Origin of the sequence: Virgibacillus dakarensis (assembly GCF_900155625.1) — a bacterium.
GTDB classification, from domain to species: domain Bacteria; phylum Bacillota; class Bacilli; order Bacillales; family Amphibacillaceae; genus Lentibacillus_C; species Lentibacillus_C populi.
On the sequence record NZ_LT732554.1, the window covers coordinates 248,142 to 273,255 of the forward strand.

At 39.4% G+C, this 25,114-nt stretch carries 25 protein-coding genes, 1 tRNA gene, 4 pseudogenes and 2 riboswitches; of the genes and pseudogenes, 11 read left to right on the plus strand and 19 right to left on the minus strand.

All coding sequences use genetic code 11. The features are described from left to right. Positions 1-161 precede the first annotated feature (161 nt). Positions 162-1,448 (minus strand): S8 family peptidase, encoded by a 1,287-nt coding sequence (locus tag CZ382_RS10760; protein WP_088051252.1) that lies wholly within the window; start codon positions 1,446-1,448, stop codon positions 162-164. 280 nt (positions 1,449-1,728) lie between these two features. Here CZ382_RS10760 and CZ382_RS10765 point away from each other — a divergent pair. Continuing rightward, a tRNA-Ala gene (locus CZ382_RS10765) sits at positions 1,729-1,801 on the plus strand. 148 nt (positions 1,802-1,949) lie between these two features. Here CZ382_RS10765 and CZ382_RS10770 read toward each other — a convergent pair. From CZ382_RS10770 to CZ382_RS10820, 12 genes and pseudogenes are all read right to left on the minus strand, one after another. Next, complete coding sequence (locus tag CZ382_RS10770) at positions 1,950-2,744, minus strand: hypothetical protein (protein ID WP_088051253.1); 795 nt, start codon at positions 2,742-2,744, stop codon at positions 1,950-1,952. Between the two features lie 4 nt (positions 2,745-2,748). Then, a complete protein-coding gene (locus CZ382_RS10775) occupies positions 2,749-4,107 on the minus strand; it encodes a sensor histidine kinase (RefSeq protein WP_088051254.1) in 1,359 nt (452 codons plus the stop codon). Continuing rightward, positions 4,104-4,778 carry a response regulator transcription factor gene (locus tag CZ382_RS10780; RefSeq protein WP_088051255.1) on the minus strand — a complete coding sequence of 225 codons (675 nt, stop codon included), beginning with the start codon at positions 4,776-4,778 and terminating at the stop codon, positions 4,104-4,106. Before CZ382_RS10780 ends, CZ382_RS10775 begins: the two co-directional genes overlap by 4 nt. Before the next feature lie 15 nt (positions 4,779-4,793). Further along, positions 4,794-6,239: an SLC13 family permease gene (locus tag CZ382_RS10785; protein WP_088051256.1), complete on the minus strand. Its 1,446-nt coding sequence runs from the start codon at positions 6,237-6,239 to the stop codon at positions 4,794-4,796. Further along, the gene (locus tag CZ382_RS10790; RefSeq protein WP_088051257.1) at positions 6,214-7,413 is read right to left on the minus strand and encodes a glycerate kinase family protein; all 1,200 of its coding nucleotides are present in this window, start codon (positions 7,411-7,413) and stop codon (positions 6,214-6,216) included. Before CZ382_RS10790 ends, CZ382_RS10785 begins: the two co-directional genes overlap by 26 nt. A gap of 240 nt (positions 7,414-7,653) precedes the next feature. After that, the gene (locus tag CZ382_RS10795; RefSeq protein ID WP_371871298.1) at positions 7,654-8,031 is read right to left on the minus strand and encodes a phosphotransferase; all 378 of its coding nucleotides are present in this window, start codon (positions 8,029-8,031) and stop codon (positions 7,654-7,656) included. After that, positions 8,017-8,288 (minus strand): annotated as a pseudogene (locus CZ382_RS24195) (transposase); the annotation flags it as partial. The pseudogene CZ382_RS24195 and the gene CZ382_RS10795, both read right to left, overlap by 15 nt. Positions 8,289-8,810: 522 nt before the next feature. Beyond that, entirely contained in the window at positions 8,811-9,197 is a 387-nt protein-coding gene (locus CZ382_RS10800) for a DoxX family protein (protein ID WP_088053442.1), read from the minus strand. Positions 9,198-9,226: 29 nt separating this feature from the next. Beyond that, positions 9,227-9,652, minus strand: a complete 426-nt coding sequence (locus CZ382_RS10805) for a MarR family winged helix-turn-helix transcriptional regulator (protein WP_088051259.1) — start codon at positions 9,650-9,652, stop codon at positions 9,227-9,229. Between the two features lie 157 nt (positions 9,653-9,809). Continuing rightward, entirely contained in the window at positions 9,810-10,727 is a 918-nt protein-coding gene (locus CZ382_RS10810) for a phosphotransferase family protein (RefSeq protein ID WP_088051260.1), read from the minus strand. Between the two features lie 23 nt (positions 10,728-10,750). Further along, on the minus strand, positions 10,751-11,134 hold the full coding sequence (locus CZ382_RS10815; protein ID WP_088051261.1) for an HAAS domain-containing protein: 384 nt from the start codon (positions 11,132-11,134) through the stop codon (positions 10,751-10,753). Then, positions 11,131-11,517, minus strand: coding sequence for a PadR family transcriptional regulator (locus tag CZ382_RS10820; RefSeq protein ID WP_088051262.1), 387 nt, complete (start codon positions 11,515-11,517; stop codon positions 11,131-11,133). The genes CZ382_RS10815 and CZ382_RS10820 overlap by 4 nt, the downstream gene beginning before the upstream one ends. A 242-nt stretch (positions 11,518-11,759) precedes the next feature. Between CZ382_RS10820 and CZ382_RS10825 the strand changes: the two genes are divergently transcribed. Next, the gene (locus CZ382_RS10825) at positions 11,760-13,112 is read left to right on the plus strand and encodes an MFS transporter (RefSeq protein ID WP_088051263.1); all 1,353 of its coding nucleotides are present in this window, start codon (positions 11,760-11,762) and stop codon (positions 13,110-13,112) included. A gap of 316 nt (positions 13,113-13,428) precedes the next feature. Here the strand turns inward: CZ382_RS10825 and CZ382_RS10830 are convergent, their stop codons facing one another. Together CZ382_RS10830 and CZ382_RS10835 are read right to left on the minus strand one after the other, a co-directional pair. Then, positions 13,429-14,913: a DHA2 family efflux MFS transporter permease subunit gene (locus CZ382_RS10830; protein WP_088051264.1), complete on the minus strand. Its 1,485-nt coding sequence runs from the start codon at positions 14,911-14,913 to the stop codon at positions 13,429-13,431. Positions 14,914-14,942: 29 nt separating this feature from the next. Next, positions 14,943-15,383, minus strand: coding sequence for a MarR family winged helix-turn-helix transcriptional regulator (locus CZ382_RS10835; protein ID WP_088051265.1), 441 nt, complete (start codon positions 15,381-15,383; stop codon positions 14,943-14,945). A gap of 303 nt (positions 15,384-15,686) precedes the next feature. Between CZ382_RS10835 and CZ382_RS10840 the strand changes: the two genes are divergently transcribed. The 6 genes from CZ382_RS10840 to thiE all read left to right on the plus strand — a co-directional run bounded on the left by CZ382_RS10840 (position 15,687) and on the right by thiE (position 21,006). Beyond that, on the plus strand, positions 15,687-17,174 hold the full coding sequence (locus CZ382_RS10840) for a peptide MFS transporter (protein WP_088051266.1): 1,488 nt from the start codon (positions 15,687-15,689) through the stop codon (positions 17,172-17,174). 82 nt (positions 17,175-17,256) lie between these two features. Next, a riboswitch (TPP riboswitch) is annotated at positions 17,257-17,372 on the plus strand. Positions 17,373-17,456: 84 nt separating this feature from the next. Next, a complete protein-coding gene (gene thiW, locus CZ382_RS10845; RefSeq protein ID WP_088051267.1) occupies positions 17,457-17,945 on the plus strand; it encodes an energy coupling factor transporter S component ThiW in 489 nt (162 codons plus the stop codon). 5 nt (positions 17,946-17,950) lie between these two features. Further along, positions 17,951-18,055, plus strand: a riboswitch (TPP riboswitch). Between the two features lie 65 nt (positions 18,056-18,120). Further along, positions 18,121-18,810, plus strand: a complete 690-nt coding sequence (tenA, locus tag CZ382_RS10850) for a thiaminase II (protein WP_088051268.1) — start codon at positions 18,121-18,123, stop codon at positions 18,808-18,810. Beyond that, a complete protein-coding gene (thiD, locus tag CZ382_RS10855) occupies positions 18,807-19,613 on the plus strand; it encodes a bifunctional hydroxymethylpyrimidine kinase/phosphomethylpyrimidine kinase (RefSeq protein WP_088051269.1) in 807 nt (268 codons plus the stop codon). Before tenA ends, thiD begins: the two co-directional genes overlap by 4 nt. After that, positions 19,610-20,383: a hydroxyethylthiazole kinase gene (thiM, locus tag CZ382_RS10860; protein ID WP_088051270.1), complete on the plus strand. Its 774-nt coding sequence runs from the start codon at positions 19,610-19,612 to the stop codon at positions 20,381-20,383. Before thiD ends, thiM begins: the two co-directional genes overlap by 4 nt. Next, complete coding sequence (thiE, locus tag CZ382_RS10865; RefSeq protein WP_088051271.1) at positions 20,380-21,006, plus strand: thiamine phosphate synthase; 627 nt, start codon at positions 20,380-20,382, stop codon at positions 21,004-21,006. Before thiM ends, thiE begins: the two co-directional genes overlap by 4 nt. A 135-nt stretch (positions 21,007-21,141) precedes the next feature. On the opposite strand, the gene CZ382_RS10870 is transcribed toward thiE, so the two are convergent. Continuing rightward, the gene (locus CZ382_RS10870; RefSeq protein ID WP_088051272.1) at positions 21,142-21,879 is read right to left on the minus strand and encodes a MerR family transcriptional regulator; all 738 of its coding nucleotides are present in this window, start codon (positions 21,877-21,879) and stop codon (positions 21,142-21,144) included. Between the two features lie 119 nt (positions 21,880-21,998). Next, positions 21,999-22,349: pseudogene (locus tag CZ382_RS10875) on the minus strand (type I restriction-modification enzyme R subunit C-terminal domain-containing protein); the annotation flags it as partial. 3 nt (positions 22,350-22,352) lie between these two features. Between CZ382_RS10875 and CZ382_RS24200 the strand changes: the two are divergent. Further along, positions 22,353-22,475 (plus strand): annotated as a pseudogene (locus tag CZ382_RS24200) (dihydropteridine reductase); the annotation flags it as partial. Further along, positions 22,469-22,636 (plus strand): annotated as a pseudogene (locus CZ382_RS24205) (SAM-dependent methyltransferase); the annotation flags it as partial. The pseudogenes CZ382_RS24200 and CZ382_RS24205, both read left to right, overlap by 7 nt. Before the next feature lie 548 nt (positions 22,637-23,184). Here the strand turns inward: CZ382_RS24205 and CZ382_RS10890 are convergent. Continuing rightward, positions 23,185-23,472, minus strand: coding sequence for a hypothetical protein (locus CZ382_RS10890; RefSeq protein WP_088051274.1), 288 nt, complete (start codon positions 23,470-23,472; stop codon positions 23,185-23,187). Between the two features lie 223 nt (positions 23,473-23,695). Here CZ382_RS10890 and CZ382_RS10895 point away from each other — a divergent pair, with 223 nt between their 5' ends. Beyond that, positions 23,696-24,091, plus strand: coding sequence for a GyrI-like domain-containing protein (locus CZ382_RS10895; protein WP_088051275.1), 396 nt, complete (start codon positions 23,696-23,698; stop codon positions 24,089-24,091). A 765-nt stretch (positions 24,092-24,856) separates the two neighbouring features. On the opposite strand, the gene CZ382_RS24795 is transcribed toward CZ382_RS10895, so the two are convergent. After that, a complete protein-coding gene (locus CZ382_RS24795; RefSeq protein ID WP_371871299.1) occupies positions 24,857-24,943 on the minus strand; it encodes a putative holin-like toxin in 87 nt (28 codons plus the stop codon). Between the last annotated feature and the right edge of the window lie 171 nt (positions 24,944-25,114).

Consider the following 25,114-nt stretch of genomic DNA (forward strand, 5'->3'; position numbering starts at 1 on the left):
AAATAACCCACAGAAATAGAAAAGCTGAAGCAGGTACATGAGGCTGAGAAGGAAGAACTCATTAATGAAATTGGATAGCTTACTGTGGACATGAACTGGCTCAGTATTGGATAATTACACCAAGCCAACAACTAACATGTTGGCTTGGTGTAATTCAATTATTATTCACTTATTAAATTAGCCGCATTCAAATAGCCATTTCCTTGCACATTAGGGGGTTGTCCTATATCTTCACATGCATTAACCAGCTTTTCCTTCACTTGATCAGGGCTCAGATTCGATTCCTTTTGGAGAAGCTGGGCAACTACACCAGCACATATTGGTGTTGCCATTGAAGTTCCTGATAAGGAAAAATAGTCGTTCTCCACAACCTCCCCTGAATTTGTCTTATCAAGAAAGGATCCGGGTGAGCGTAAAGAAATAATATTGACGCCTGGTGTTAGAAGATCGGGTTTCACTAGACCATCAATGGTTGGACCGCGACTGGAAAAGTCAGCCACCACATCATCAGATCGATCGACTGTATCATTATCATTGGCAGCACCTACCGTTATTACTTTAGGACTTATTCCAGGACTTGCAATTGTTTGGGCGGATGGTCCTTCATTACCAGCAGCAACACAAACAACTAACCCGCTATTCCATGCTTCCTCAACAGCTCTTACGACAGGATCATCTTCAGCCGGCTGTTGTGCCTCAGATCCGAGGGATAGCGACAGAACGTTGATATTGTATTGTGACTGATTTTCGATACACCAGTCAATACCGGCTATTACTGTTGAAAGGGAACCAGACCCCATTTTATTCAAAACTTTCACCCCAACCAAGTTTGCTTCAGGTGCTGGTCCCTGATACTTCCCTTCAGATGAAGATCCATCACCAGCTGCATCCCCTGCACAGTGGGTGCCATGTCCATTATCATCATAAGGAGCAGTTTTGTTCTTAACAAAGTCTTTAAACGCAACAATACGTCCTTCTAAATCCGCGTGTGGATGGATCCCTGTGTCGATGACCGCAATAGTGACATCTTTTCCTGTTAATCCAGATTGCTTTAATTGATCAGAGTTTATCGATGGCGCTGCAACATCAAGCAGTGTTGTCATTTTTCTATCAAAGTGGATCTTCTTGATATGATGACAATTTTCAAGCAATCTTCCTATTTTACCAATCGATAATTTAGTGGAGCAACCACACATTGAATGAAACTGGTGCCGTAAACGGCGCGTCGTACGCTTCACATCATTTAAACCAAGCTCATAGGATTCTGCATTAAATTCTATGACCACTGGTATTTTTTTCGTCCTTTTTCTTAAAAACTCTAAAGGGCGATGCAAAAAACATGGTACGGAACGAAAAGGATGATAAAACTTTACCAGTTCCCGGCGCATGTTATGATCGAGTTTATGCCCCATACGTCGAGCCAATTGAACAACAGAAAAACCTGACATGAAAAATCATTCCTCCCTTGGAAATTTACCTTGACAAGATATGGTACGAACATTTCAAAGGGAGCGAATAATGAATTGGTTCAAGTTATAGTAAAAAAGGCAAAAAACCAGAGACTTAGTAGACTATTTGTTTATATCCTGCAAAATAGCTCGGTTTTATAATGAAAATCTGCCTGCTCGTAGATTCATTATCCCTTGTGCTTTAATACTAATGTGCAAAATCATTTATGGATTTCTAACTTGAAAAAGGATATAATAGGGCATATAATATGAAGTGTCTGGGGCATTAGCTCAGCTGGGAGAGTGCTTGCATGGCATGCAAGAGGTCGCGGGTTCGAGCCCCGCATGCTCCATCCATTTTTCATTAAAGTATCCATTTTTATAAGCGGTAGAAGATACTTTTCTCATATCAATCATCTTTATCTTTTTTACATTATCTGAAAATTATGATACTATAGCATACAAGGGGTACAGCCAAAGCAGCTCTCTTGTTTGCTAATATTAATCCTCATGGGCCTCATCGTTGTCGTCGTCATCCGTATCGTCATCTTCTGTATCGTCATCTATATCATCATCGTCATCCGTTTCCAGCTCTTTCGTGAACCGTGATACCGAGGTTACTTTTTTTGTTGCTTCTTGGATATAAACATGTACATCTTCTGATTTGTTCTCGATCGTTACCTTGTATACCACTCCATTTTTTGAATTCATTTTCGTTATATCGGAAACATTACCATTACCATCCATTTTCTTTAAAGCAATCGCTTTGATTTGCTTCTCAGTGGTTGTTGTATCTTTATTAGCTGGATTTGATTGTAAATCATCTTTATTCTTTTTTAATTCGATCGTTGATACGAGCTCCCGTTTTTTTAAGTCAAATGTAATACGATATTTTTTCTGCCCCTTTTTGACAAGTGCTTCTGCATGCGCTTTTTTCTTTTTGGATGGGTTTATTTCCAGAACCTTTCCATTAAATTCCTGTTCAATTTTACCTTTCGCCTCTTCTTGGGTTAAAATAGATTGCTTTTTTTTGATCCGCTTTACATTACTTACTTTTTCTTCCTCACCACTAACAGTGAGGCGATAAATTCCTTTTTCATTTTCAATTGTAATAATGTAGTGGTTCTTGTTTTTATCCATTTCTGTTTTTATAATTTCTCCACTGTAAAGGTCCAGAGCAAGCTCCTCCGCTTCCTGTTGTGAAACAGCAGCTGATTTGTCTTTCAATAAGACTTGATATAGTATAAAAAACATACCAAGAAAAATTACACTAAGCAGAAACAGCTTTATTTTCATCTAGCTACACCTCCGATTTTGGCAGCACTACTGTAAAGGTAGAACCAAGCCCTTCCACACTTTTCAGCGTTATGTATCCGCCATGCTGTTCACTGATTCTTTTCGCAATCGATAGACCTAAACCTGTTCCACCCGTTTTCCGACTTCTGTCCTTATCTACCCGGTACATGCGGTCAAAAATATAAGGCTGTGCCTCTAAAGGTATACCAGGTCCTTTATCTTCCACATGAATTTTAAGACTGTCACCTTCTTCTTCTAATCTTACCTTAATAGGCTCAGAGCTGTACTTGTTTGCATTATCCAATAGTACGATTAGTAATTGAATAAAACTTTGTTCATGTACCTCTGCATATAAAACTTCCAGCCTTGTTACGAACTCAACATTGTTCTGATATACTGGCTCAAGCTTTGATATAGTATCCTTGATTACAGAAATGATATCTATATTTTCCTTTTTATAATCAGCCAGTTTTTCTGCTGACGCCAGTTCTAGTAACTGTTCGGTTAAATATTTCATCCGAATGGATTCGGATGAAATGGATTTGATAGCTTCTTCTACCACCTCAGGGCGTGTCGATCCCCATCTTTTTAACAAATTAACATACCCTGCGATCACTGTTAAAGGTGTCTTTAATTCATGTGAGGCGTCTGATACAAATTGTTCCTGCTTCAAATAGCTTGCTTCCAATTTCTTAATCATCGAATTAAACGTCATCCCGAGTTGATTTATCTCATCTCTTTTACTTTTTGTTATAGCAATTTGTTTATATGACTCTTTCTCCTCGATTGTCTTCATAGTCTGAATAAACCGCTGAACCGGACGTGAGATTACACCTCCAAGTACCCAGCCGGCTATGCAAAGCACACTGATAACTAGTACAGACGTAAAAATCAGAATCCCTTTCAATTTATTGATAGTGGAAAAAAGCTCATCTCCATTCTCGATAATCTGTAAACTAAGGATGTCGCCACTTTCATCAATGACCGGCATGGATACAGTTACAAACTTTGAGTCCTTGTAAGTCAAAATGTCTTCGTATTGATCATTTCTGTATGTTCTCTTAATATTAAAGTAGTTGTTATCCGTTGTTGTCTGAGTAATAGGTCTATTTTCCTGATCGACGAGGCTGATCATGCCATCACTAATAAGATAAGCATGTACGACCTGCTCAATTGTACTTTGTTTGTTTATGTGAAGCTCCTTGATGTCCTTGATGATATTGCTAGAGGTATTGACCAGACGGTTTTGCGCCGATTCAATACTCGATCTTTTAAACATCAGGTATATCGATGTATTCGCAATCAGAAGCATGATAATTAACAATACGGTTATCGACAGTTGTATACGGGTTCGCAAACTCATTCTTTCATCATATAGCCGACTCCCCGCACGGTCTGAATCAGCGAATCTCCATTTAAATTCTGCAGTTTTTTTCGTAAATACCGAATGTATACATCGATAAGATTGGTATCACCAAAATAATCATATCCCCAAACCTGATTTAAAATTTGCTCTCGCTCCAATGCTCTATTCTTGTTCTCTGCCAAATATAATAACAGTTCATACTCACGGCGGGTTAATTCAACAAGTTCATTATTCGCGTAAACTTCTCTTGGGCCTGTATGGATCGATAGGTGTTGGATGGAAAGGACATCTGATTCCTTAACCGAACGAAAACGCAAATTTGAGCGAATTCTAGCAAGCAATTCCTCAATCTCAAAAGGTTTGGTCATATAATCATTAGCACCTAAATCTAACCCATTTACCTTATCATAAACCGAATCCCTGGCCGTAAGCATAATGACGATTATTGTATCATCGGTAGATCGTATACGCCTTAACACTTCCATACCATTTAGTTCCGGAATCATTACATCAAGAACGATTAAATCAATCTTTTCCTGTTCCAAAATGTCCAGCCCTTCACGGCCACTATGTGCGATACTCGTTTTGTAACCTTCGTGCTCAAGTTCAAGCTGGATAATACGTGCTATGTTTTTATCGTCTTCTATAATCAAAATACGACTATCCATTTTTACACCCCATTCTTATATAGACAATCCCGTCCATTGCCAATAAGTAAAGTAAAACACAAGTAATACCACAATATAAAGGGTCATTAGTACGAAACTGATCTTTAGCAAATCCGATGCCTGATATGAAATTTCACCTTCTTCGTAAAAGATAAGTAAGGCCTTGGAGCTAACTGGAAATGTTACACAATAATTCATCCCTAGCAAACTGATAAACACAACAGCAACAGGATCTGCACTAATCATCTGTCCAAATAATAACAATGCAGGAATGAAAACAATGGCTCTAGTTGTGTGTGAAGTAATATATAAATGGCTTGTAACGGTTACGATTAAAATTATTAACACGATTACCCATTCAGAAGTGTTCGCAAACAAATGTAATACATTGATCATTTCGTTTTCAATCCATCCCGCCACACCAGAATCAACCAATATTCTGCCCAGTGCTGCAGCTGCAGCAACAAATAAAATTAAATTCCAGGATACAGCGTTAACTCCCTGCTTCCAACTAATCACACCATATTTAGGTAACATAAACAGAACAGCACCAACCATCGTAAGAAACGCTATATCATATTGATGGACGGATTCCATCATCCAGCCGATAATCAAAACAATCATGAATAGCATGGTCTTTTTTTCCTTTTTGGACATTGGCTGTTTTTCTTTCTGTAAAGGGACGAGGGGCGATGTGTCCATTGATCTATCTTTTGGCCACAACATCCATTTAATAATAGACATTGTCAGCACGGAAATAACGATTGCAAACGGAGCCCCCCATATAATCCATTGGACAAACGATATTGATTCGCCCGTAGCCGATTCCAAAAAGCCAACTCCGATTAAATGGGAACCTGCCGCAATTAAACTTGCCGAGGTACTCATCAAAATAATAATTGGTACAAGGACAGCTAGTACGTCTCTTTCCTTTTTCGAAAAATAGGTACCCAACTGCTTTACAATAGGCATCGATAACGCCGCCCTCCCCGAGGTCGACGGAATAAAGAATGCTGATATACACAATACGTACGTAAGCGATCTGATTATAAAATTTTTATCTTTTGCCCGGTTCATGATGGATTGACAGTAGCGGTCAGCGAGACCGGACTCCTTAACCGCTTCGCCAATAATAAAGGCACCTATCATCAGCCATATTACTTCTTCACCAAATGAATGATACAAAAGATCTGGCTTCCCTGCTTTCATGAATACGATAAACAAGATAAGCGAAACAGCAACATAGCCCGCTGGAATTTTTGTACCGACCCACAATGTCATCGCTGAAAGGAACGCGAAAAGAGAAACGGCTGCATCGTAATCCAGATTATCAAGCATTACAATAAATGCAGTAAAAACTACATGAATAGCTGTAATGACTAATAATCTAGCAGAAAGTTTATGAATCAAGTTAACAACTCTATTCTTCTTTACTTTATACCTGTCCAACCTTTTTTCCATAAGCAAAAACCCTTTCTTTTCTATCAGCCATTTTCAGACCAATCGTAACCTGTCGTAAAATACTCTCTACACTGTCCCCGATCCACTTAGAGGCTTTGAACATCGCCTGCTCTAATGTAACCGGCTTCTGAATGATACTTGAAAAAGCATCGATACCTGTTTTATAGTTGAGTTCAGCACCTTTTCCAACCGTACCCGCTATTGCAATTACAGGGATGCTGTATTTTTTTGCAATTCTTGCCACTTCACATGGGATTTTTCCATTAGGTGTCTGAGCATCAAGACTGCCTTCAGCAGTGATAACTAGATCTGCGGATGCTATTTTCTCCTCGATTTGAATGAAATGCATAATTAAATCAAACCGTGGGAATAATTTAGCGTTTGCAAATGCGAGTAACCCTGTTCCTAATCCCCCCGAAGCCCCACTTCCCGGAATATAACGAACATTTATCGACATGGCATCTTCAATTAACGCCGCATAATGTTCCAATGCGTCTGATAACTTCTCCACTTCTTCCGGGGCAGCCCCTTTCTGTGGACCAAATACCCTGGCCACCCCCTTATCACCACATAATACATTTGTCCAATTACAAGCAACTTCAATAGAAATATTCTGCAATCTCTTATCCAGGCATGTTGTATCGATCGAAGCCACTTTTAGCAGATCCTCACCGCCTCTGACTTTTATAATCCGTTGGTTATCATTCAAAAACCGAACTCCAAGCGCTTGTGCCATACCTGCTCCGCCATCCGATGTCCCGGAATCACCACAACCAATCAGTATCTTATCGACCTCCATATCCAACGCAGCCATTATTAATTCTCCGACACCGTATGTTGATGTTTTTAATGGATTCCGTTGGTCACTTGGCACCATCTTTAACCCCGCAACCGCAGCCATTTCGATTACCGCAATACGTTTGTTCCCTTCCGTAAAAATACCGTAGTAACTCAAGACCTTATCACCAACCGGACCAATAACTTCTTTATGAATTAATTCTCCTTTTTTAACCTTCATAATTGCTTTAACAAATCCCTCACCACCATCAACCATCGGGATCACATCCGTTTTCAGAAATGGATCAAAACGCATTGCTCCATTTTTCATTGCATTGGCTACTTCTTCTGCATCCAAACATTCCTTAAAACCTGATGAGACCATTACCACTTTCATTTCATTTTCCTCCCTGTAATGTGTTGTTACGTAGAATGATACGGGTGAGTAATTAAGGAAAACTGAATAGCACATTAAGGTTTGATTAAAAAAGCATAAATTAGGGTTTATCAACTGAAATTGTTTACATTTTAAAAGAAGAAACCAAGCCAATCATTCATGATTGGCTTGGTTCTTAAATCATAATATTAAATTCGTAATCCAAATGAACCTTGGAAGGGATGACTTAGAGCAAGCTTCTTATGTAAGTATCCAGTCGCTCTCCTCTATCATTTTATCGGTTAATCCCGTCGCGCCTAATCCCTCCCAACCCGGATTTACTTTAGTAGGACCAAAAAAGATATCCATTACAGATACCAGATCCCAATACACATCATATGTAAAAGCGCTACCTTGATCCTGCTGATATTCCACTAAAAATCTATCCGTAGTTATAACGTCATACAACAATGCCAGGTTCACCCTGCAATGTCCAACACCAATCCCCGCCGGACCGCGGCAAGCATTTACCCTATCGACAATACCACTGACTTTTCCTTTGTGGTATAAAACATTCGTGGGGTGATAATCCCTGTGAATAAAGCAGGTTTTAGCGGAAGGTTGCGGTCCTTTTACAATTTGATCCGCGGCGTCATCTTCCAAATACCCTGCCAGTATTTGATAAATCTTTTGACGTAACAGATCTTTATTTGAGTATTCAAAGTAAGTTCTTGGGGTCATCAATGCTTAAATTGCGGGCGATTGTTTCAGAGAAGCCGATCTTCATAGAATTCCCTAAAGATGAATTCACCGGTATCAGAGGAAAGCTCACCTCCACCATTTGGCAATTTGATGTTTTTATTGAAATTCAGTCTAATTTGCGGTAAAGTGACCATTATAAGAATCCTTTCTGTTTGTTATTTTTCGCTAATTTAACTTTAACAGAAACGGATTCTTTTTTCATTTATTTGATGCATTTTTAAAATGGCTAAACTACTATACAGATAAGGGTTTATAGGCTGTTAGCATAGTTATTATGAATAATTCAGGTAAAGACATGTTACAGTTCTACTTTTTTAAAAACGATTCTATCCACAAATTTCATAGGTTTAAAATAAAGCTTGATCAAAAATACCTTTTAAACCTACATGTTTCTACAAATAGAAAGAAACCTTTTTAAAACTGAATTGATTCAAATAGTTCCCTTTCAAGCAGATTTCATTTTTTTTATAAAAAGGCTTGATCATTCACTACTTGTATTGTTCCGCAATCGAGTCCGTCTGTAAAACCTTATTTTTAATATGTGGTTCCTGAATCTTTGTTATAGCCCGTTACTTTAAAGGAATTAAGGAGTGATCTTCTCATCCGCGGGCAACCATAAAAATTATTCACCCGTGAAAAACGGAACTGATTTAGTATCAAAAAAACAACACATAACTTCCTGGACCTGTAAATGCGAGTCCGATTGCAATAGCGATAAGATGAAGATTATATTCGTAACCGCCTTTTTGTAGATACCCATTTTTACCATGCACTTTAATGATGGCAACCAGCATAGTTATCACCACTAATGCAGCCCCAAGTCTAATCCCTATACCGGTTGCAATTAAAAGTCCAGCGATGATTTCTGCCAACGCTACAAAAATTGCGTTCAACATGGGTGGCTTCACATTCATGGATGCTAGCACTTCAGCAAATTTCTTTAAGCCTGTACCCTTAAACCAACCGAACATCTTTTGTAAACCATGTGCAGCAAAGGTTAATCCCATCACTAGACGAATAACCAAAACCCCAAGACTCATCATGCTGCCCATACCTTAACTACTCCTCTCGTTTAAGCTTCCGAAACGTTATAAATAACTTTTGTGATTAATTTTTTAAGTTCGCTAATCTCTTCTTTAGTCATCCCGGCAGTAATAGTTTCACGCATTTTTTGTTGAACTGGCAAGACTAAATGAGCAAGTCGTTTGCCTTCATCCGTTAAATGAACCCTAAAGGTACGTTTATCAGCGGGATTTTCGACCTTTTTGATGTATCCTTTTCCCTCCAAGCTAGTGATCATACGTGCGATACTAGCTTTATCCTTTTTAAGTTGTAATACGAGTTCATTGGATGAAATTCCATCTTTGTTCCAAAGCATCATCATAATTAAATTCTGCTCCGGAGCAAGATTGAAAGGCTTTAAACGTTTTCTTACATAATTTGCAATGGTTAAATCAGCATTATGAATCAAAACACCAATATGATCATCCGAATTCAAAGGGCATCACCTCCTGGAAACTTGTTGACTAAACAACGTTGACATATCAATAATATAACAATTCATCTATACCTTTGTCAATCATCCACTTTTCCTGATTTGATTTGCTGTTTTTGACGATTATTGTTGGATTACTTTAGTAACCATTTGTCAGGACCTACTCTAACAAACTCAAAACATACCTATCCAATTGCTCTTCCATCATCCTATCTGTTAACCCTGTAATACCAAACGCTTCCCATCCCGGATAAACTTGTGGCGGGCCGAAAAGGATATCGATCAACGAAACCAAATCCCAATAGACATCATATATAAAGGCGTAACCTTGATGCTGCTGATATGCCGTTAAAAATCTATCTGCCGTTTCCACATCATATAGCATTGCCAGGTTCAATCTGCAATGTCCAACATCAATCCCTGCCGGCCCATGGCAAGCATTTACCCAATCAACAATACCACTGACTTTTCCTTTGTGGTATAAAACATTCGTGGGGTGATAATCCCTGTGAATAAAGCAAGTTTTAACGGAAGGTCGCGGTCCTTTTACAATTTCAATTGCCTGTTCCCATGCTTCCGGAACACTGGTCCAAGATGGTGTTTCCAGCGATGGGATATCATTGTAGGTAAAATACTTCCAATTAAAATCATCGGCACATACAGCATGAATTTTTCCAAGAGCCGCTGCTAAACCTTTCAGCCAATTATTCTGATCGTCAGGTTTTAATTCAACACTTCCTTCTAGCATTGTCATCAGAACAGCCGGTACTCCGCAATCTTCACCCTTTTCATCAAATGCGATTATCTCAGGTGTTGCGATATCTGCCTTTGCTGCAAAACTTAGACTTGCAGCTTCATGTAAAGCCAGATCGGGTTCTTCCAACAGCCATTCTTTATTATCAAATAAGCGTAACACGACAAGTTTCATACACTGATTGGTCTGAAGGAAGATTCGAAACAGTGTAGAGGACGTACTACCTTTTAGTTGATGGACATGAACTACTTCAGCATGATGATCTACCGCTTTTACTACCCAATTTAGTATATATTCCGGTAAGCTGCTATTTTTTTTACCCATGTCATTTCACCACCAAATAGAATTTATGCTTTGTTAGCCTTCTTAAACGATATCCAAACATACCCTCCTGCTCCGATAACAATCGCTAACCAATCCACCCATAGTTTTGTGGTCTCCTGTAAAGTAGTAAAGCCCAGTAAAACACCTGGCAAATACATAATAATTGGCAAAATAATCGCCACCCACGTTTTGCTCCAAACGGATATGCCAATCAACGTTAAAATCGCAAGGCTTGCTACTAATGTTGTACTAAATGTGCTAAATTGAATAGTCAGCGTATGATAATACCGATCCAAAAAGATTAATCCGATAAATAAACTGATTGGCATTAACCCTAAAATATAAAGGATTGCAAACTCCTTCAATTTTGACAATTGATTTGCCGCAATGTATTTAAAAGCTATCATACTAAAGCCATGATAAGCAATCCGATAGCCGGATAACCGATTAACTCTAAAATCGAATAGGCAAGTTCCCCTTCAATAACATCATTAACATTTGCCTGCAGGAAATCCCACCGTTTGATAAAAGCGGTCAATTCTTCTTCTCCCTTTTCGGTCAATGAATAATACTTTCGTTTCGGCCCAGCAGTTGACTTTTTTAACGTTGACGTGATCAGTTTTTCTTTTTGCATCCGCAGCAACAATGGGTAGATAGTTCCTTCACTAAAAGAGTCGAAACCATAATCCTCCAATTTTTGTGCTAATTCATATCCATATACTTCTTTTTCCTTGATAATGGCCAACAAACAACCATCCAATATCCCTTTTAACATCTGGGTTGTCGACATCCAAAAAATCACCTCTTTTTAATGCCTTGTTATGCAAGCTATATGTATAGTATAAAGTATAAATTCATTTACCTTGTATTGCAAGATATATCCTAAATAATAATCAAATCACAGCTTGGTCTGGATTGCCTATCCACTTTCAACACTTACATTATCGTTAAACGTTTGGGCAAAATATTTTCGACTTCCTCTACTTTGGCATATGATAAAGGTTGTTCGGAATGATAAAATAGGTGATTGATATGAAAGAAACATTACAAAAACCTTGGCTGCTTGTTTTGACAATTGGCCTTGGTACATTGCTTAATCCATTAAATTCATCAATGATATCTGTAGCATTAACCCGACTGCAGCACGAATTTTCTTTAACATTTGCTGATGCATCATGGCTGATTTCAATATTTTACCTTGCAAGCGCAGCCGCACAGCCTGTTATGGGGAAATTAAGTGATATGTTTGGCCCTAAACGATTATTTTTGACCGGATTAATCCTGGTAGCAGGTGCAGCGATATTGGCACCATTTTCACCGAATTACCCGTTTCTGCTTGGGTGCCGTGCACTTATGGCGATTGGCAGCTCCACTTTATTTCCTAGCGGGATGAGCATGGTCCGGACAAATATTACAGAAGGGCAAGGAAAAGCATTAGCGGCCTTGTCTATTTTCGCATCCACTTCTGCTGCATTTGGACCTTCCATTGGTGGCTTTTTAATTGCCTCATGGGATTGGCAATCGATTTTTATTATTAATTTTCCTTTTATTGTGCTCTCTTTTGTAATGGCAATCTTTATTTTACCAGCGAAAGGGCAAGGAAAAATCGAATTAAATCGCATTGACTTTAGTGGAATTGCCCTTTTTATCGTGGCAATGATCGGTTTAATATTATTCCTACTTTCCCTGGAAAACCAGGTTCATTGGTCGGCATTAATGGTCTTTTTATTGGCTGCAATCGGCTTTTACTTTTGTGAAAAAAATAAACGGGAACCTTTCATTGATCTCGTATCGTTAAAAAGAAATCCGAATGTAACCTTTGTTTATTTACAGTTCACCAGTATTAACCTGATTTATTATTGCTATTTCTTTGGATTTCCAACTTTTTTGCAACAGGTCCGTCATTACAGTGAGGAACATACCGGTTTAATCATGCTTGCCTTGGCAGGTTTTAGTGTAATTGTTGCACCGGTTGCAGGCCGGATGATTGACCGGTATGGTTCGAAATTACCGCTTGTTATCGGGGCTTTTCTGCTTTTGACAGGTACAGCACTGCTGCTCACATTCCAGCAAGACTCAACACTTTTATGGTTTATTGCCATAATGGCGGTGCTTGGCATGAGCAACGGATTCAATAACATATCGATGCAAACAGCCCTTTATGAACAAGTTAAACCGGAAGAAACCGGCTCAGCATCAGGCCTTTTCCAAACAAGCCGCTATCTAGGGTCGATTCTTTCATCCTGTTTGCTTGGCCTGGCATTTAACAGCCATTTGGATATAGAACATCTTCATATCATTGCGGGTGTGAGTCTTGTCTTCTGTATCCTGGTGATTGTGCTTGCACTGAGATTACCCGGACAAAAGCTTTTGCGCAGCCGCTGATGATCAGAATGATGATCTTCCCTGATCAGGTTGGCTGCTTTTGATCGGGTTTCCCTCTCGGTCGATCGGGTTTTTCTCCCTTTTCGATCAGGTAGTCGATTAGCGGCTTTCCGCTTTCGATCGGCGAATTTCCGACTTTGATCAGCGGCTTTCAGACTTCGATCGGCGAATTTCTGCTTTCGATCAGCGAATTTCCACCTTCGATCGGTGACTTCAACTACTCTTCACGTGATCGACACCTTCCCGCCTTCACTCGGATAAAATCCCAACAAAAAGCCAGGCTAACGGGGTCACCCCCAGACAGCCTGGCTTTGTATTAACCTCTTTCTGCAGCGAAATCCGGTTCTTCTTCCTGTGTTGTCCTTCCCCGTTTAATAAAAAAGGAAAGAATCAACGCCAGGACAGCAAATACAGTGGAAACCATAAATGCATCATTAATCCCCTGTACTTGCGCCATATTGGCAGCATGCAGCATTTCTTGTTTATTTGTGGGATCAAACCCGTTGGAAACAATAATGTCCTTTACACTATCTTTTGCCTGGGTGGTCATGACCGTTACCAAAAATGCTGTTCCAATAGCACCCGCTACCGCCCTGACTGTATTGACCATTGCAGTTCCATGCGGATGAAGCCGTTGTGGCAGCTGGTTGAGTCCGGCCGTCATGATCGGCATCATAATCATGGACATCCCAAACATGCGAATCGTGTAAATGATGATTAAATACATATAGCTGGTTGAATCTGTTAAGTCTGTAAACAAATAAGTCGTTACAACCGTGATCGCCAACCCGAAAATCGCCAAAGGACGTGCACCGATTTTATCAAATATTTTTCCCGTAATTGGTGACATAATCCCCATCACGATTGCCCCAGGCATCAGCATTAAGCCTGAATTCATCGGGGTAATATCCAGGATGTTCTGCAAATAAATCGGAATAAGCAACATTGGGGCAAACATTGCTACCGTTAGCATAATGTTAATAACAGTCGTCAATGAGAATATCCCGCTTTTAAACACCCTGAAGTCCAGCATCGGTGTGTCGACGCGTAATTCCCGCCAAACGAACAACAAAAGCCCAACAAAGCCAACAATCAGTCCTGTAATAACCTCAGCACTTCCCCAACCTTTCGTTCCTGCAATACTAAAGCCATATAAAATACCGCCAAAACCGAGTGTTGATAAAACAATAGCCAAAATGTCAATATCCGGAAACGTTTGCTTTGTAACATTCTTCAAAAAAATCACTGCCAGAATAATCGTTAACACAGCTATCGGGAAAATAATGTAAAATAATACTCTCCACGAATAGTTTTGTACAACAAACCCTGATAATGTTGGTCCTACAGCAGGGGCGAAAATTATCGCAATACCAATTATACCCATGGCACCACCGCGTTTTTCAACAGGGAAAAGCGCCAAAACGACTGTAGTCAGAAGCGGCATGATAATCCCGGCACCTATTGCCTGGATAACCCTTCCCGTCATTAAAATCGTAAATCCCGGTGCGACTCCACAGATTAACGTACCGACTGCAAACAGGCTTATCGCGGTAATAAACAATTGCCTTGTTGAAAATTTCTCCATTAAAAAAGCAGTTATCGGGATGAGTACACCGTTAACTAGCATAAAACCGGTTGTTATCCATTGAGCTGTACTTTCACCTATTTCCAAATCTTCCATAATAGAAGGCAGGGCAACATTCATCAACGTTTGATTCAGGAGCGACACAAAGGCTCCTAAAATAATAACAGCCAAAATTGGCCCCTTTTTCACATTCGTTACGGTTGTTGAATCTGTCATTCTTTCATTTCATCTCCTATTCTACAAGTTCACTCTTTCATGTCGTTATTCTCAAAATTGGCTAAAAGTTTAGTAGCCGTGGTCTTGAACATCGCCAATTCCTCTTTGGAAATACCCGCAAAAAGCCTTTCCATAAATGCTTTTCGGGTAACATACAAATTTCTTAATATTTCTTGCCCGTTTTCCGTTATCGTTAAATAGACAACCCTGCGATCCTGATCAGTCCGGTTTCTTTCAATGTATCCTCCATCAACAAGTTTATCGGTAATACCTGTCAATCCACCTGTTGTAATAGAAAGAACCCTGGCCAATTCTGATGCGCGCTGCTGTCCATCACGATGTAATTTGTAAAGCACGAGTACTTCAGATCGTGAAAATCCCAATTTTGTATGTTTCTTCCACTGACCAGGCAATTTTCTTATGATCTTTCTAAAGATATCTTCCAGCTCAAGGAAATCTTCTTCAATCATGCGACTCCACCCCTTGCAACGGGTTAGTTAATTGATAAGTATCTTACTACTAAACATTTTCATAACAGAAACAAATTATACGCGCATACCATATACCTGTCAATACCTTTTTGGGCATTCATCTAAAAATAAAATGAACCTTCATTCAGTAGGGTTTCCCTTCCTCCCCTACTGAATGAAGGTTCACCTTACGAAAATGTATTACTGACTATTCAACTTATTTTCTCCATTTAAACTAATAAATAACTTTTCAAATTTATAAATGCATAGTATAATGATCATGTCATACAAGGAGGCTACAACATGTCATCAAATAATCAAAATATTCAAGACATTCCGCAGAAGGGTTTCTTTGGACATCCAAAGGGATTATCTACGCTATTCTTCACGGAATTTTGGGAACGTTTTTCTTACTATGGGATGCGTGCCATTCTATTATTTTATATGTACTACGAACTGTCAAAAGGCGGTCTCGGGATTGATCAGGGAACTGCCGCTTCGATTATGGCGGTTTACGGATCACTTGTATACATGTCTGGGATTATTGGCGGCTGGATTGCTGACCGGTTATTAGGAAGCGCTCGGACAACCTTTTATGGCGGCGTTTTAATCATGTTCGGTCATATTGTTCTTTCCTTTCCTGGAAGTTTAACAGGATTGTTCGTTTCGATGGGCTTGATTGTTATTGGTACAGGCTTATTGAAACCGAATGTATCCAATATTGTCGGTGATTTATACAGCAAGGAAGACTACCGTCGTGATTCTGGTTTCAGTATTTTTTATATGGGGATTAACTTAGGTGGATTACTGGCTCCATTAATTGTCGGAACCGTCGGACAGGAATATAACTTCCATCTTGGATTTAGCTTGGCGGCCATTGGAATGTTTATCGGTCTCGTCGTTTTCATTTTTACCAAGGGCAAATATTTGGGACCAGCTGGTTCAAACGTTCCAAATCCACTTACGGCAGCAGAACGTAAAAAGGTATTCGGCCGCTTCGGCATTGGTGCTATTATCGTAATTATATTGGGGGCTATCACAATTCCAACCGGGATCTTAACAATAAATGGATTTACCATGATTGTTAGTATTCTTGGAATTATCATTCCTGCCGTTTATTTTATCGTGATGTACCGGAGTCCACGAACAACCGAAGTGGAACGCTCACGTCTCCTGGCTTATATACCAATGTTTGTGGCAGCCATGATGTTCTGGGCGATTCAGGAACAAGGCTCGATTATTTTAGCGCGATATGCAGATCAGCGGACATTGCTGCACTTCGCAGGTATTGAAATTCAATCATCCTGGTTCCAGTCATTGAATCCACTATTTATCGTTTTACTGGCACCTGTATTTGCATGGCTTTGGGTTAAACTGGGGAACAAACAACCATCAACACCGAAAAAATTCTCAGTTGGCTTATTTTTTGCAGGGCTTTCCTTTATTGTTATGATTATCCCTGCGATTGTTAACGGCACAGATACACTCGTTAATCCATTATGGCTCGTGCTTAGCTTCTTCCTGGTTGTTTTAGGTGAACTATGTTTATCACCTGTCGGATTATCCGCAACAACAAAGCTTGCACCTGCTGCCTTTTCAGCACAAACGATGGGTCTATGGTTCCTGTCTAATGCATCGGCACAAGCAATTAATGCGCAAGTCGTAAAATTATATTCGTTTGATACAGAAATTTTGTATTTTGGGGTAATCGGTGGCATTTCTATTTTACTTGGTTTACTTCTATTTTTGTCATCGAAAAAAATTCATCAATTCATGCGAGGTATTGATTAAACAACAATATTTTTTAAAATTAGTAGGTGACAGACTGAGATTCTTTTGTTATGATTACGATAACAAGCAAGTTTCATAGTAATTCCACTACTAGGGGTGCTCAGAAACCGTGAGCTGAGAGGGAAGCCGGATTAGCTTTCCGACTCTTATGGACCTGATCTGGTTAATACCAGCGGAGGGAAGTAGTCTGTGATCATCACACATAAACTTTTCCCTTTAAAAAGCTAGGTCCTTTATCCATGGACCTAGCTTTTTCATATTATAACGGAAAGGAGGAAATAAATGAATCGGACACGTTTATTAACGACGATGGCTGTATTTGTAGCCATAGGAACGATTGGGGCACAAATCCTATGGTTTCCTGCAGGTATTGCAAAAGCCTACCCTGTACAACATACGGTCAACGTCATGGCAGCAGTGATGCTTGGTCCAGCTCCTGCCGTTATAATTGCCTTTATGATTGGGCTACTCCGTAATTTGCTTGGGTTTGGCACAATCCTTGCATTTCCCGGCGGAATGATTGGCGCTTTTTTGGCAGGATATCTGTACAAAAGCTTTGGCAAAAAAATATATGCTGCACTTGGCGAATTCATTGGAACCGGAGTTTTAGGCTCTTTATTCGCTGTACCGTTGGCTAACCTTTTAATGGGAAATTCAGTTGGAGCATTATTTTTCTTCCCATCATTTCTTGCCAGCAGTGGAGCAGGAGCATTAATCGGTTGGCTAATAGTGATACGATTGAAACAACGTAGTTTATTACAAAATATTTAATATATCGGAACTGCTAGGGGCGCCTATATGGCTGAGAAAAGAAAATGATTCTTAGTCCCTTGGAACCTGATCTGGTTAATACCAGCGGAGGGAAGTAGTCGAGGACGTAAATACCTTTCTATGATTCTTCCTTTCTAGCCTCTAGTAGCTTCCTAAAATCCAGGGAGGCATAATCATGACTTTTTCTCAAGATCTCAGGGACGAAAACAGTGATATTTTTCAAGCAATATTTACCCATCCGTTTGTACAGGGAATCGGTAAAGGAAATGTCCCAAAAGAAGCATTGGAACATTACATTAAAGCAGACTTTGAATACCTTAATGCATTTATAAAAATATACGGAATGGCAATTTCCAAATCCAATGATCGGAGGGATATGGCCTTTTTTAACGACCAAATTCAATTTGTTTTGCACAGTGAAGTCCATCCACACCACAACTTTTGCGAATCAATCGGGGTTAACTATGATGAACTTCAAGGATATGCCTTGCCACCTACTGCTGATCATTACGTTAAACATATGATGTATCATGCACAGACGGGTACGCTGGCAGAAATAATTTGTGCACTGCTTCCTTGCCCTTGGACTTATTTGGAAATCGGGAAGGAATTGATGAAAACGTACAAACCAGCAGATAATCATCCCTTTTATAAGTGGATTCGTTTCTATGCGGACGAAAGTGTGGAAAAAATTACGACGACAATGCGTAATCGTTTGGATGAACTAGCCATGGAAGCCTCTATAACGGAACAAACACGTATGAAGGAAGCTTTCCGTAAAAGCTGTCAACTGGAATGGTCTTTTTGGGAAATGGCTTACACCCGTGAAGAATGGCCTGATGCAAAGCTGGTGGGAAGCCGATGAACCAAATACCATGCGCCTTAACCATTGCTGGGACGGATCCAAGTGGCGGTGCTGGCATCCAGGCTGATTTAAAAACGTTTCAGGAATTTACGTGTTATGGAATGTCTATCATTACATCGGTTGTAGCTCAGAACACAACCGGTGTCCAAGACGTTCATCATATCCCGATTAACATGATAGAAAAACAGCTGGATTCTGTTATTTCTGATATACCCTTTCAAGCGTATAAGACAGGGATGATAGCCAATATTGACATGATGGAAGTCATCGTTCAAAAAATCACACCCTTAAACGTGCCATATATCATGGATCCGGTAATGGTCGCGACAAGCGGTGATTCGTTAATTGCTGAAGAAGCCAGAAACTTTTTACGTGAACAGCTTCTGCCGCTCGCTGCACTGGTTACCCCGAATGTTCCGGAAGCAGAATACATCACAGGGGAATCTATTAAGACCGTGAATGATTTACAGCAGGCTGCCGAACAAATTGTAGTTAAGCATGGTGCTGGTGCAGCCCTTGTTAAAGGTGGTCATCTTGATGGTAAGGCAATTGACATTTTATATGACGGAAACAAGATGCACCGTTTTTCCTCAGAACGAATTGATACAAACAACACACACGGAACAGGCTGTACCTATTCCGCAGCCATAACAGCTTTATTAAGCAAAGGAATACCATTGCCTGCAGCAGTAAAACAGGCAAAAGACTATGTAACCGCCGCAATCCGTCATTCCTTTTCCATCGGCAAAGGCAATGGTCCAACAAATCACTGGGCAACACGGCCCGAGGAGGTAAAGCAATGAACAGAAACGTCATTCGGGAAGTCAGGGAAAAGAGCCCACTGATCCACCATTTAACAAACCAGGTTGTTATGAACTTTACCGCTAACGGTTTATTATCCTTTGGCGGTATTCCAGCGATGGCAAATGCTGTAGAAGAAGCATATGACATGGCGATGAATGCAAATGGGTTACTTATTAACATTGGCACCATTACACCGTTGGAAGTAAAGGCTATGATTGCCGCTGGTAAGGCTGCTAATGAAAAAGGAATACCGGTAGTACTTGATCCAGTCGGTGTCGCGTCAACACCATTTCGGGATACTGCTGTAAAACAGGTTCTTCATGAAGTCAAACCAGCTGTCATCAAAGGTAATGCTGGGGAGATGGCTTATCTTGCCGGAATTCCCTGGGAAACGAAAGGCCCGGACTCTGTTGGTGAAGGGAATAGTGCAGAGGTTGCCGAAAAAGTTGCCGCTATCTATGATACAGCAGCGGTTGTAACGGGTAAAGTGGATATGTTTTGTATCGGTAACGATTTGGGCGAAAACACGACTGGACACCCATTTCTCACTAAAATTACGGGGGCTGGATGTTTACTTGGCTCTATTCTGGCAGCGTGCCTGACAACAGACCAGCCGTTGAAACAACAAATAAACACGGCATTGTCATTTTACGGGGCAGCGGCAGAATATGCTGCCTGCTTACCTGATGTAAGCGGGCCTGGAACCTTTTTACCTTGTTTCATTGATGCCTTATCATTAGATGTCGGTAAGTTGGAGGTGCATGAATGAATACCAGGTTTTCAAGCGGGCAGTTAAGAAAATACTTTATCATGGGCAGTCAAAATTGCCATCACGATCCTTTGCAACTCCTTGAGTCAGCTCTCTCTGCCGGAATTACCTCCTTTCAATTTCGTGAAAAAGGAGAAGGATCTTTAACCGGAAATGATAAACTTGTTTTAGGTCGAAAAATGCGAGCGATTTGTGCCCGTTATGGCGTCCCATTTATTGTAAATGATGATATAGAACTAGTTGAACCACTTAAGGCTGACGGAATTCACGTTGGGCAAAATGATGTACCGATTAACGAACTGCGTCAGCTTTTTCCCGATAAAGTAATTGGGCTTTCTGTTTCGAATAAAAATGAGCTTGCAAACAGCCCAATCCAACTGACCGACTATCTTGGTGCAGGCCCGGTTTTCAACACAACAACAAAATCCGATGCGAAACAAGCTGTCGGGATTGAATGGATTAAAGCAATAAGAAACGAATACCCTGATCTCCCCATTGTCGGAATTGGCGGCATCACGATTAATAATGCGGCATCTGTACTAGAGGCCGGTGCCAATGGTGTTGCTGTTATTTCAGCTATTACGAAAGCAAAGGATATAACGGAAGCAGTTCAGTATTTATAATTATGGACAAGAACTGTTTTCGTCGTACTCTTCAAAACTAATATCGCTGGGAATAGTAAAATAGGTGGCATGGTGAAAAAACTTTCGCCTGCCACCTACTTCGTTTCGTATACGATTATCGTAGTGAATAAAGGTTTATTTATTTCGATCAGCATAAACCGCCATCGAATCACGCATGAATACAGCTAAACCTTCGCCAAACTGATCGATATTTTTTGTAAAGCGTTCATCGTCAACATACATTTGTCCAAGCCCTTTAAATGCATCCAGGGAATAATTCCCCATCTTATTGAGGAAGTCATACCATTCCTTCATTCCAGCTTGAGCGGCATCCGATTCTGGTGACGTGTGGCGAATTTCAGCAAGTTTCCGGTAAATGGCATTAAATTCGTCTTCAAAAGCCTTTTTCTCCTCTTTAGACATCTTGTTCATTTTAGCATTTGACTCATCCACGGCTTTATCCCCCCAGCGATCTCGTGCTTCCTGTTCGTATGGGTTATGGCTAAAATCAAAGCCCTCGAACCTCTCTTTTTCTGACATGTTAAGCTCTCCTTTCGTGTGTTGAATCGTTTTATCAATTGTCGCGATCATTTTGTCTAGGCGGTTCCGTTTTTCAAGCAGCATGTTGCGGTGCATCTGCAAAGCCTCAGTCCGGTCAAATGATGGACTATTGATAATTTCCTTTATTTGTTTCAAAGGGAAGCCTAGCTCTCTAAAAAATAATATTTGCTGTAATGTTTCCAGGTTATCACTGGAATAAAGGCGATAACCGGATTCCGTTGTGTTTTTCGGGGTTAACAGCCCAATTTCATCATAATGATGCAGTGTACGCACACTAATACCAACTAGATCCGCAACTTCTTTCACTTTCATTACGGCAACCTCCCTTCATTGATTACTATAAAGTATTACGTAACGTGAGAGTAAACACCTTAAGAGAAAATTATTTTTGAGTTGTATATTGCACGTCAAAAAGGCTTAGAAAACAGCTTCTAATCCCCTGGTAATTCTGAATTCTGATTTATCGTATTGATCACAGCAATAATACCTTTTGCATCGTCAATGTTATTATGGAACAGTTCTGACACACTGCCAAGTGAACGAAATGGATCTTGCTGCAGCACCTTCTTCTCCAAATAACCGTTCTTGACAACATAGTCGATAATCAGTTGCACGAACTTAATTTGATTGGTATTTAAGCGTTCGGAAGATAAAAATTCGGAAAATGCCTGATTGGCAGCGATTTTATCCACCCCGACAATTTGCCTGACCAGCCTCGTGATTGGTGTTTCTCCAAATTCCTTTTCGTAATCCTATCTTGTACCAAGCTCTTTCCAAAGGATACAAGAGAAGGCAAAAATGTTTACCTGCTGTCATCAGGTGTCGGCCTGGCAACTTTCAGACCGCTTGTACTTGATTATTTCAAGCGTGCTGACAACGTTAATCAAATTCATTCCCTAAACATCGAACCATTTCTACTTTAATAAATACTTTGATTGAACATAGGTTTACTTTGGATAAAATTATTGAACAACAGTCAAATTTGACAGGGATAAAGCAAATGCCAAAATTAATAAACGAAAAGCGTAGATCATCTTTTATTATCATTAAGTCCTTAAAGGCAAAATAGCACTAATTACTATTTTACCCCATTAAAATTAACAATCTATACCGCAATCAGGCGCACTTCCTGAATAGAAAGACGCCCTATTTTATTGAGTAAATATAGTTGATTGACGACCAAAGGGAAATTAAATTATGGTATAATTTGTTATTGAAAATACATATATTGAAGGAATTAAACGCATCACTTAACATCAATTAGCTAGAACTTGATAAAAAGGATGTCAGTATTGAAAATATTTTCCTTGGCTAGGTGGACTCTTCCGGTCAGTTAATGGTTGATTTGTATGATGATAAAATTAATGTGCCACAACCATTAAAAAAAGCCGCCGCTTCTTGCCAGCATGAAAAATGTCAGACTGACTTGGAATTATTTGCTCTCGCCACCTAAAACAATCAGGTCAAAAAAATGTATGAACGAAACAGCCAGCGTCTGATAGATGCAATAGTCATGATAGATTTGAAATAACAGTTGGGGCTTCATCTGCATTATACTGGGCCTAGCCTAGTGATTTCTATTTACAAAAAGCACCTTTTAAACGGCGCTAACGATACCTATTGGTGTCCTGGTTTTAATATATCACCTAGATCATCATTATCATTGTTTTCCTGGTTATTTTTATCTTGACCGTTTTGGTCTTGATTGTATTGAATATCCTCATTTTCCGCCGGGTCTTCATTAATATCTGAGCCATTATCGTTGTGATCTTGTTGCTCGGAAGGCTTTTCAGTCGGATCTGGTTCCTGTTCATCATCTAAATTTGGAGCTCCACACCCGAACAATAACCCGGAGGAAAGTATTACAGTAGAAGCACCTATTGTTAATTTCTTTAATTTCACCATATTCACCTCACTATCATTATTATTTCTTTTATTATTTACAACTTCTTTTCACCTATTCAAGGGGAATAGTTGCTTGGGGGGTATTTTTATTAGGCCAAAAATTTGTCATGTAAACATTTATTGCGTAAAGTAGTGATTATACTGGAAAGTCACCGTATTCAGCAATCGGGCGTTTAATTGAAAAATGCTATTAAATTAATGAACAAATTGAAAGGTGGAAATTATGGATTTAACTATCATAAACACTATTAGGACAAATAATTTCAATGATGAACAGGTAATGCAAAAGATTATGGATATGTGGAAAGGTGCATCAGCTAAATTATCCCAACATGAAGGCAATATATACGGTTTGTATTATGAATATGAGTCTGATTATAAAAGCGATTATACATTGAGTGTTGCTATAGAAGGGGAAAGTGAATCATCAATAACAATTCCAGAAAATACAAAATATGAGGTATTTAAAGTTGACACAGATTCAGAGCAAGGTATTTTAGATACTTGGAATGAAATTTGGAATAAGGAAAAAGAGGGACAATTGGATAGGGCTTATACTTATGATTTTGAAAAGTACTATCCAAATGGGAATATAGTTATTTATATTGCTGTTAACTGAGATTAGTTTATTCCAGAAAAGGAGTACGTTTGTTAAACCTCAACGGTAGAAAATGATCAAACTTTATAATAAAAATTGCACAGTATTTCACAAAAAAAGGACCCGTTTTGATCAATCTTTTTTTCAAAACGGGTTCTTTTCATCTACCGTAAAATGTGGGTTTGCATGTTGTTTTTGATCAAACTTTATTCAAATCTACACCTGTTGATCAGATTATGGAAAAAATAGAGCTCCGAAAGCATGATATGGTTGCCGATTTGGGTAATGTATTGTTATTCTTTTTTCAACATTCCAATACTGTTTCTGGCATTTAAATGATGTAGGTTTTGGCAGTATGATTATTAACCTTATTGAATCATTACTCAACGCAAATTTGTATAGATGCTTATATTTATACATAATTGTTAAACATTACTTATTGTAGTAACGAAGCAGGATAGTTGTAGTAGGAAAGAAGGGAAATAAGGTTATTAAATAGAATATCAATATAACAAAAAGGGTTATCACAGCGTTGTATAAATTTTTAAAATTAGGGTATTAATCTGTGTTAAATCGACACAACTATCAAGAAAACCAAACAATCACAATTATTTTGTTTGCAAACCGATTTTTCGTGTTATAATAAACATAGAGACAAGAAAAAGGCATAAACTAATAAAGACCGAAGATACGGCAATATCTCCGGTCAGCAATGAATCGCTCCCCATTCAAGAGGGGTCAGCGCATGTAAGGAATGGACCCACTGGCTGCTAATCCTAGGGAGGTCTATTTTTTATGGTCAATAGTCGCCAAAACAAGTGTTGCAAATGCGATCATTAAAACCAATGTCTCAAAAACAGACAAGGGCAACACCCCCTTCCGTCATAGCGTATCGTGTGACACTACAACCGACGAGAATGCGCCGACCTCCCTTGAGGAAAACACGATTATTGCATGTTTCCATTATATCACTTATCTAAGTTTATAGAAGTATTTTAGTTTTCTCATAATAATTTGTCGCACATAATTAAAGTCACGAATGTT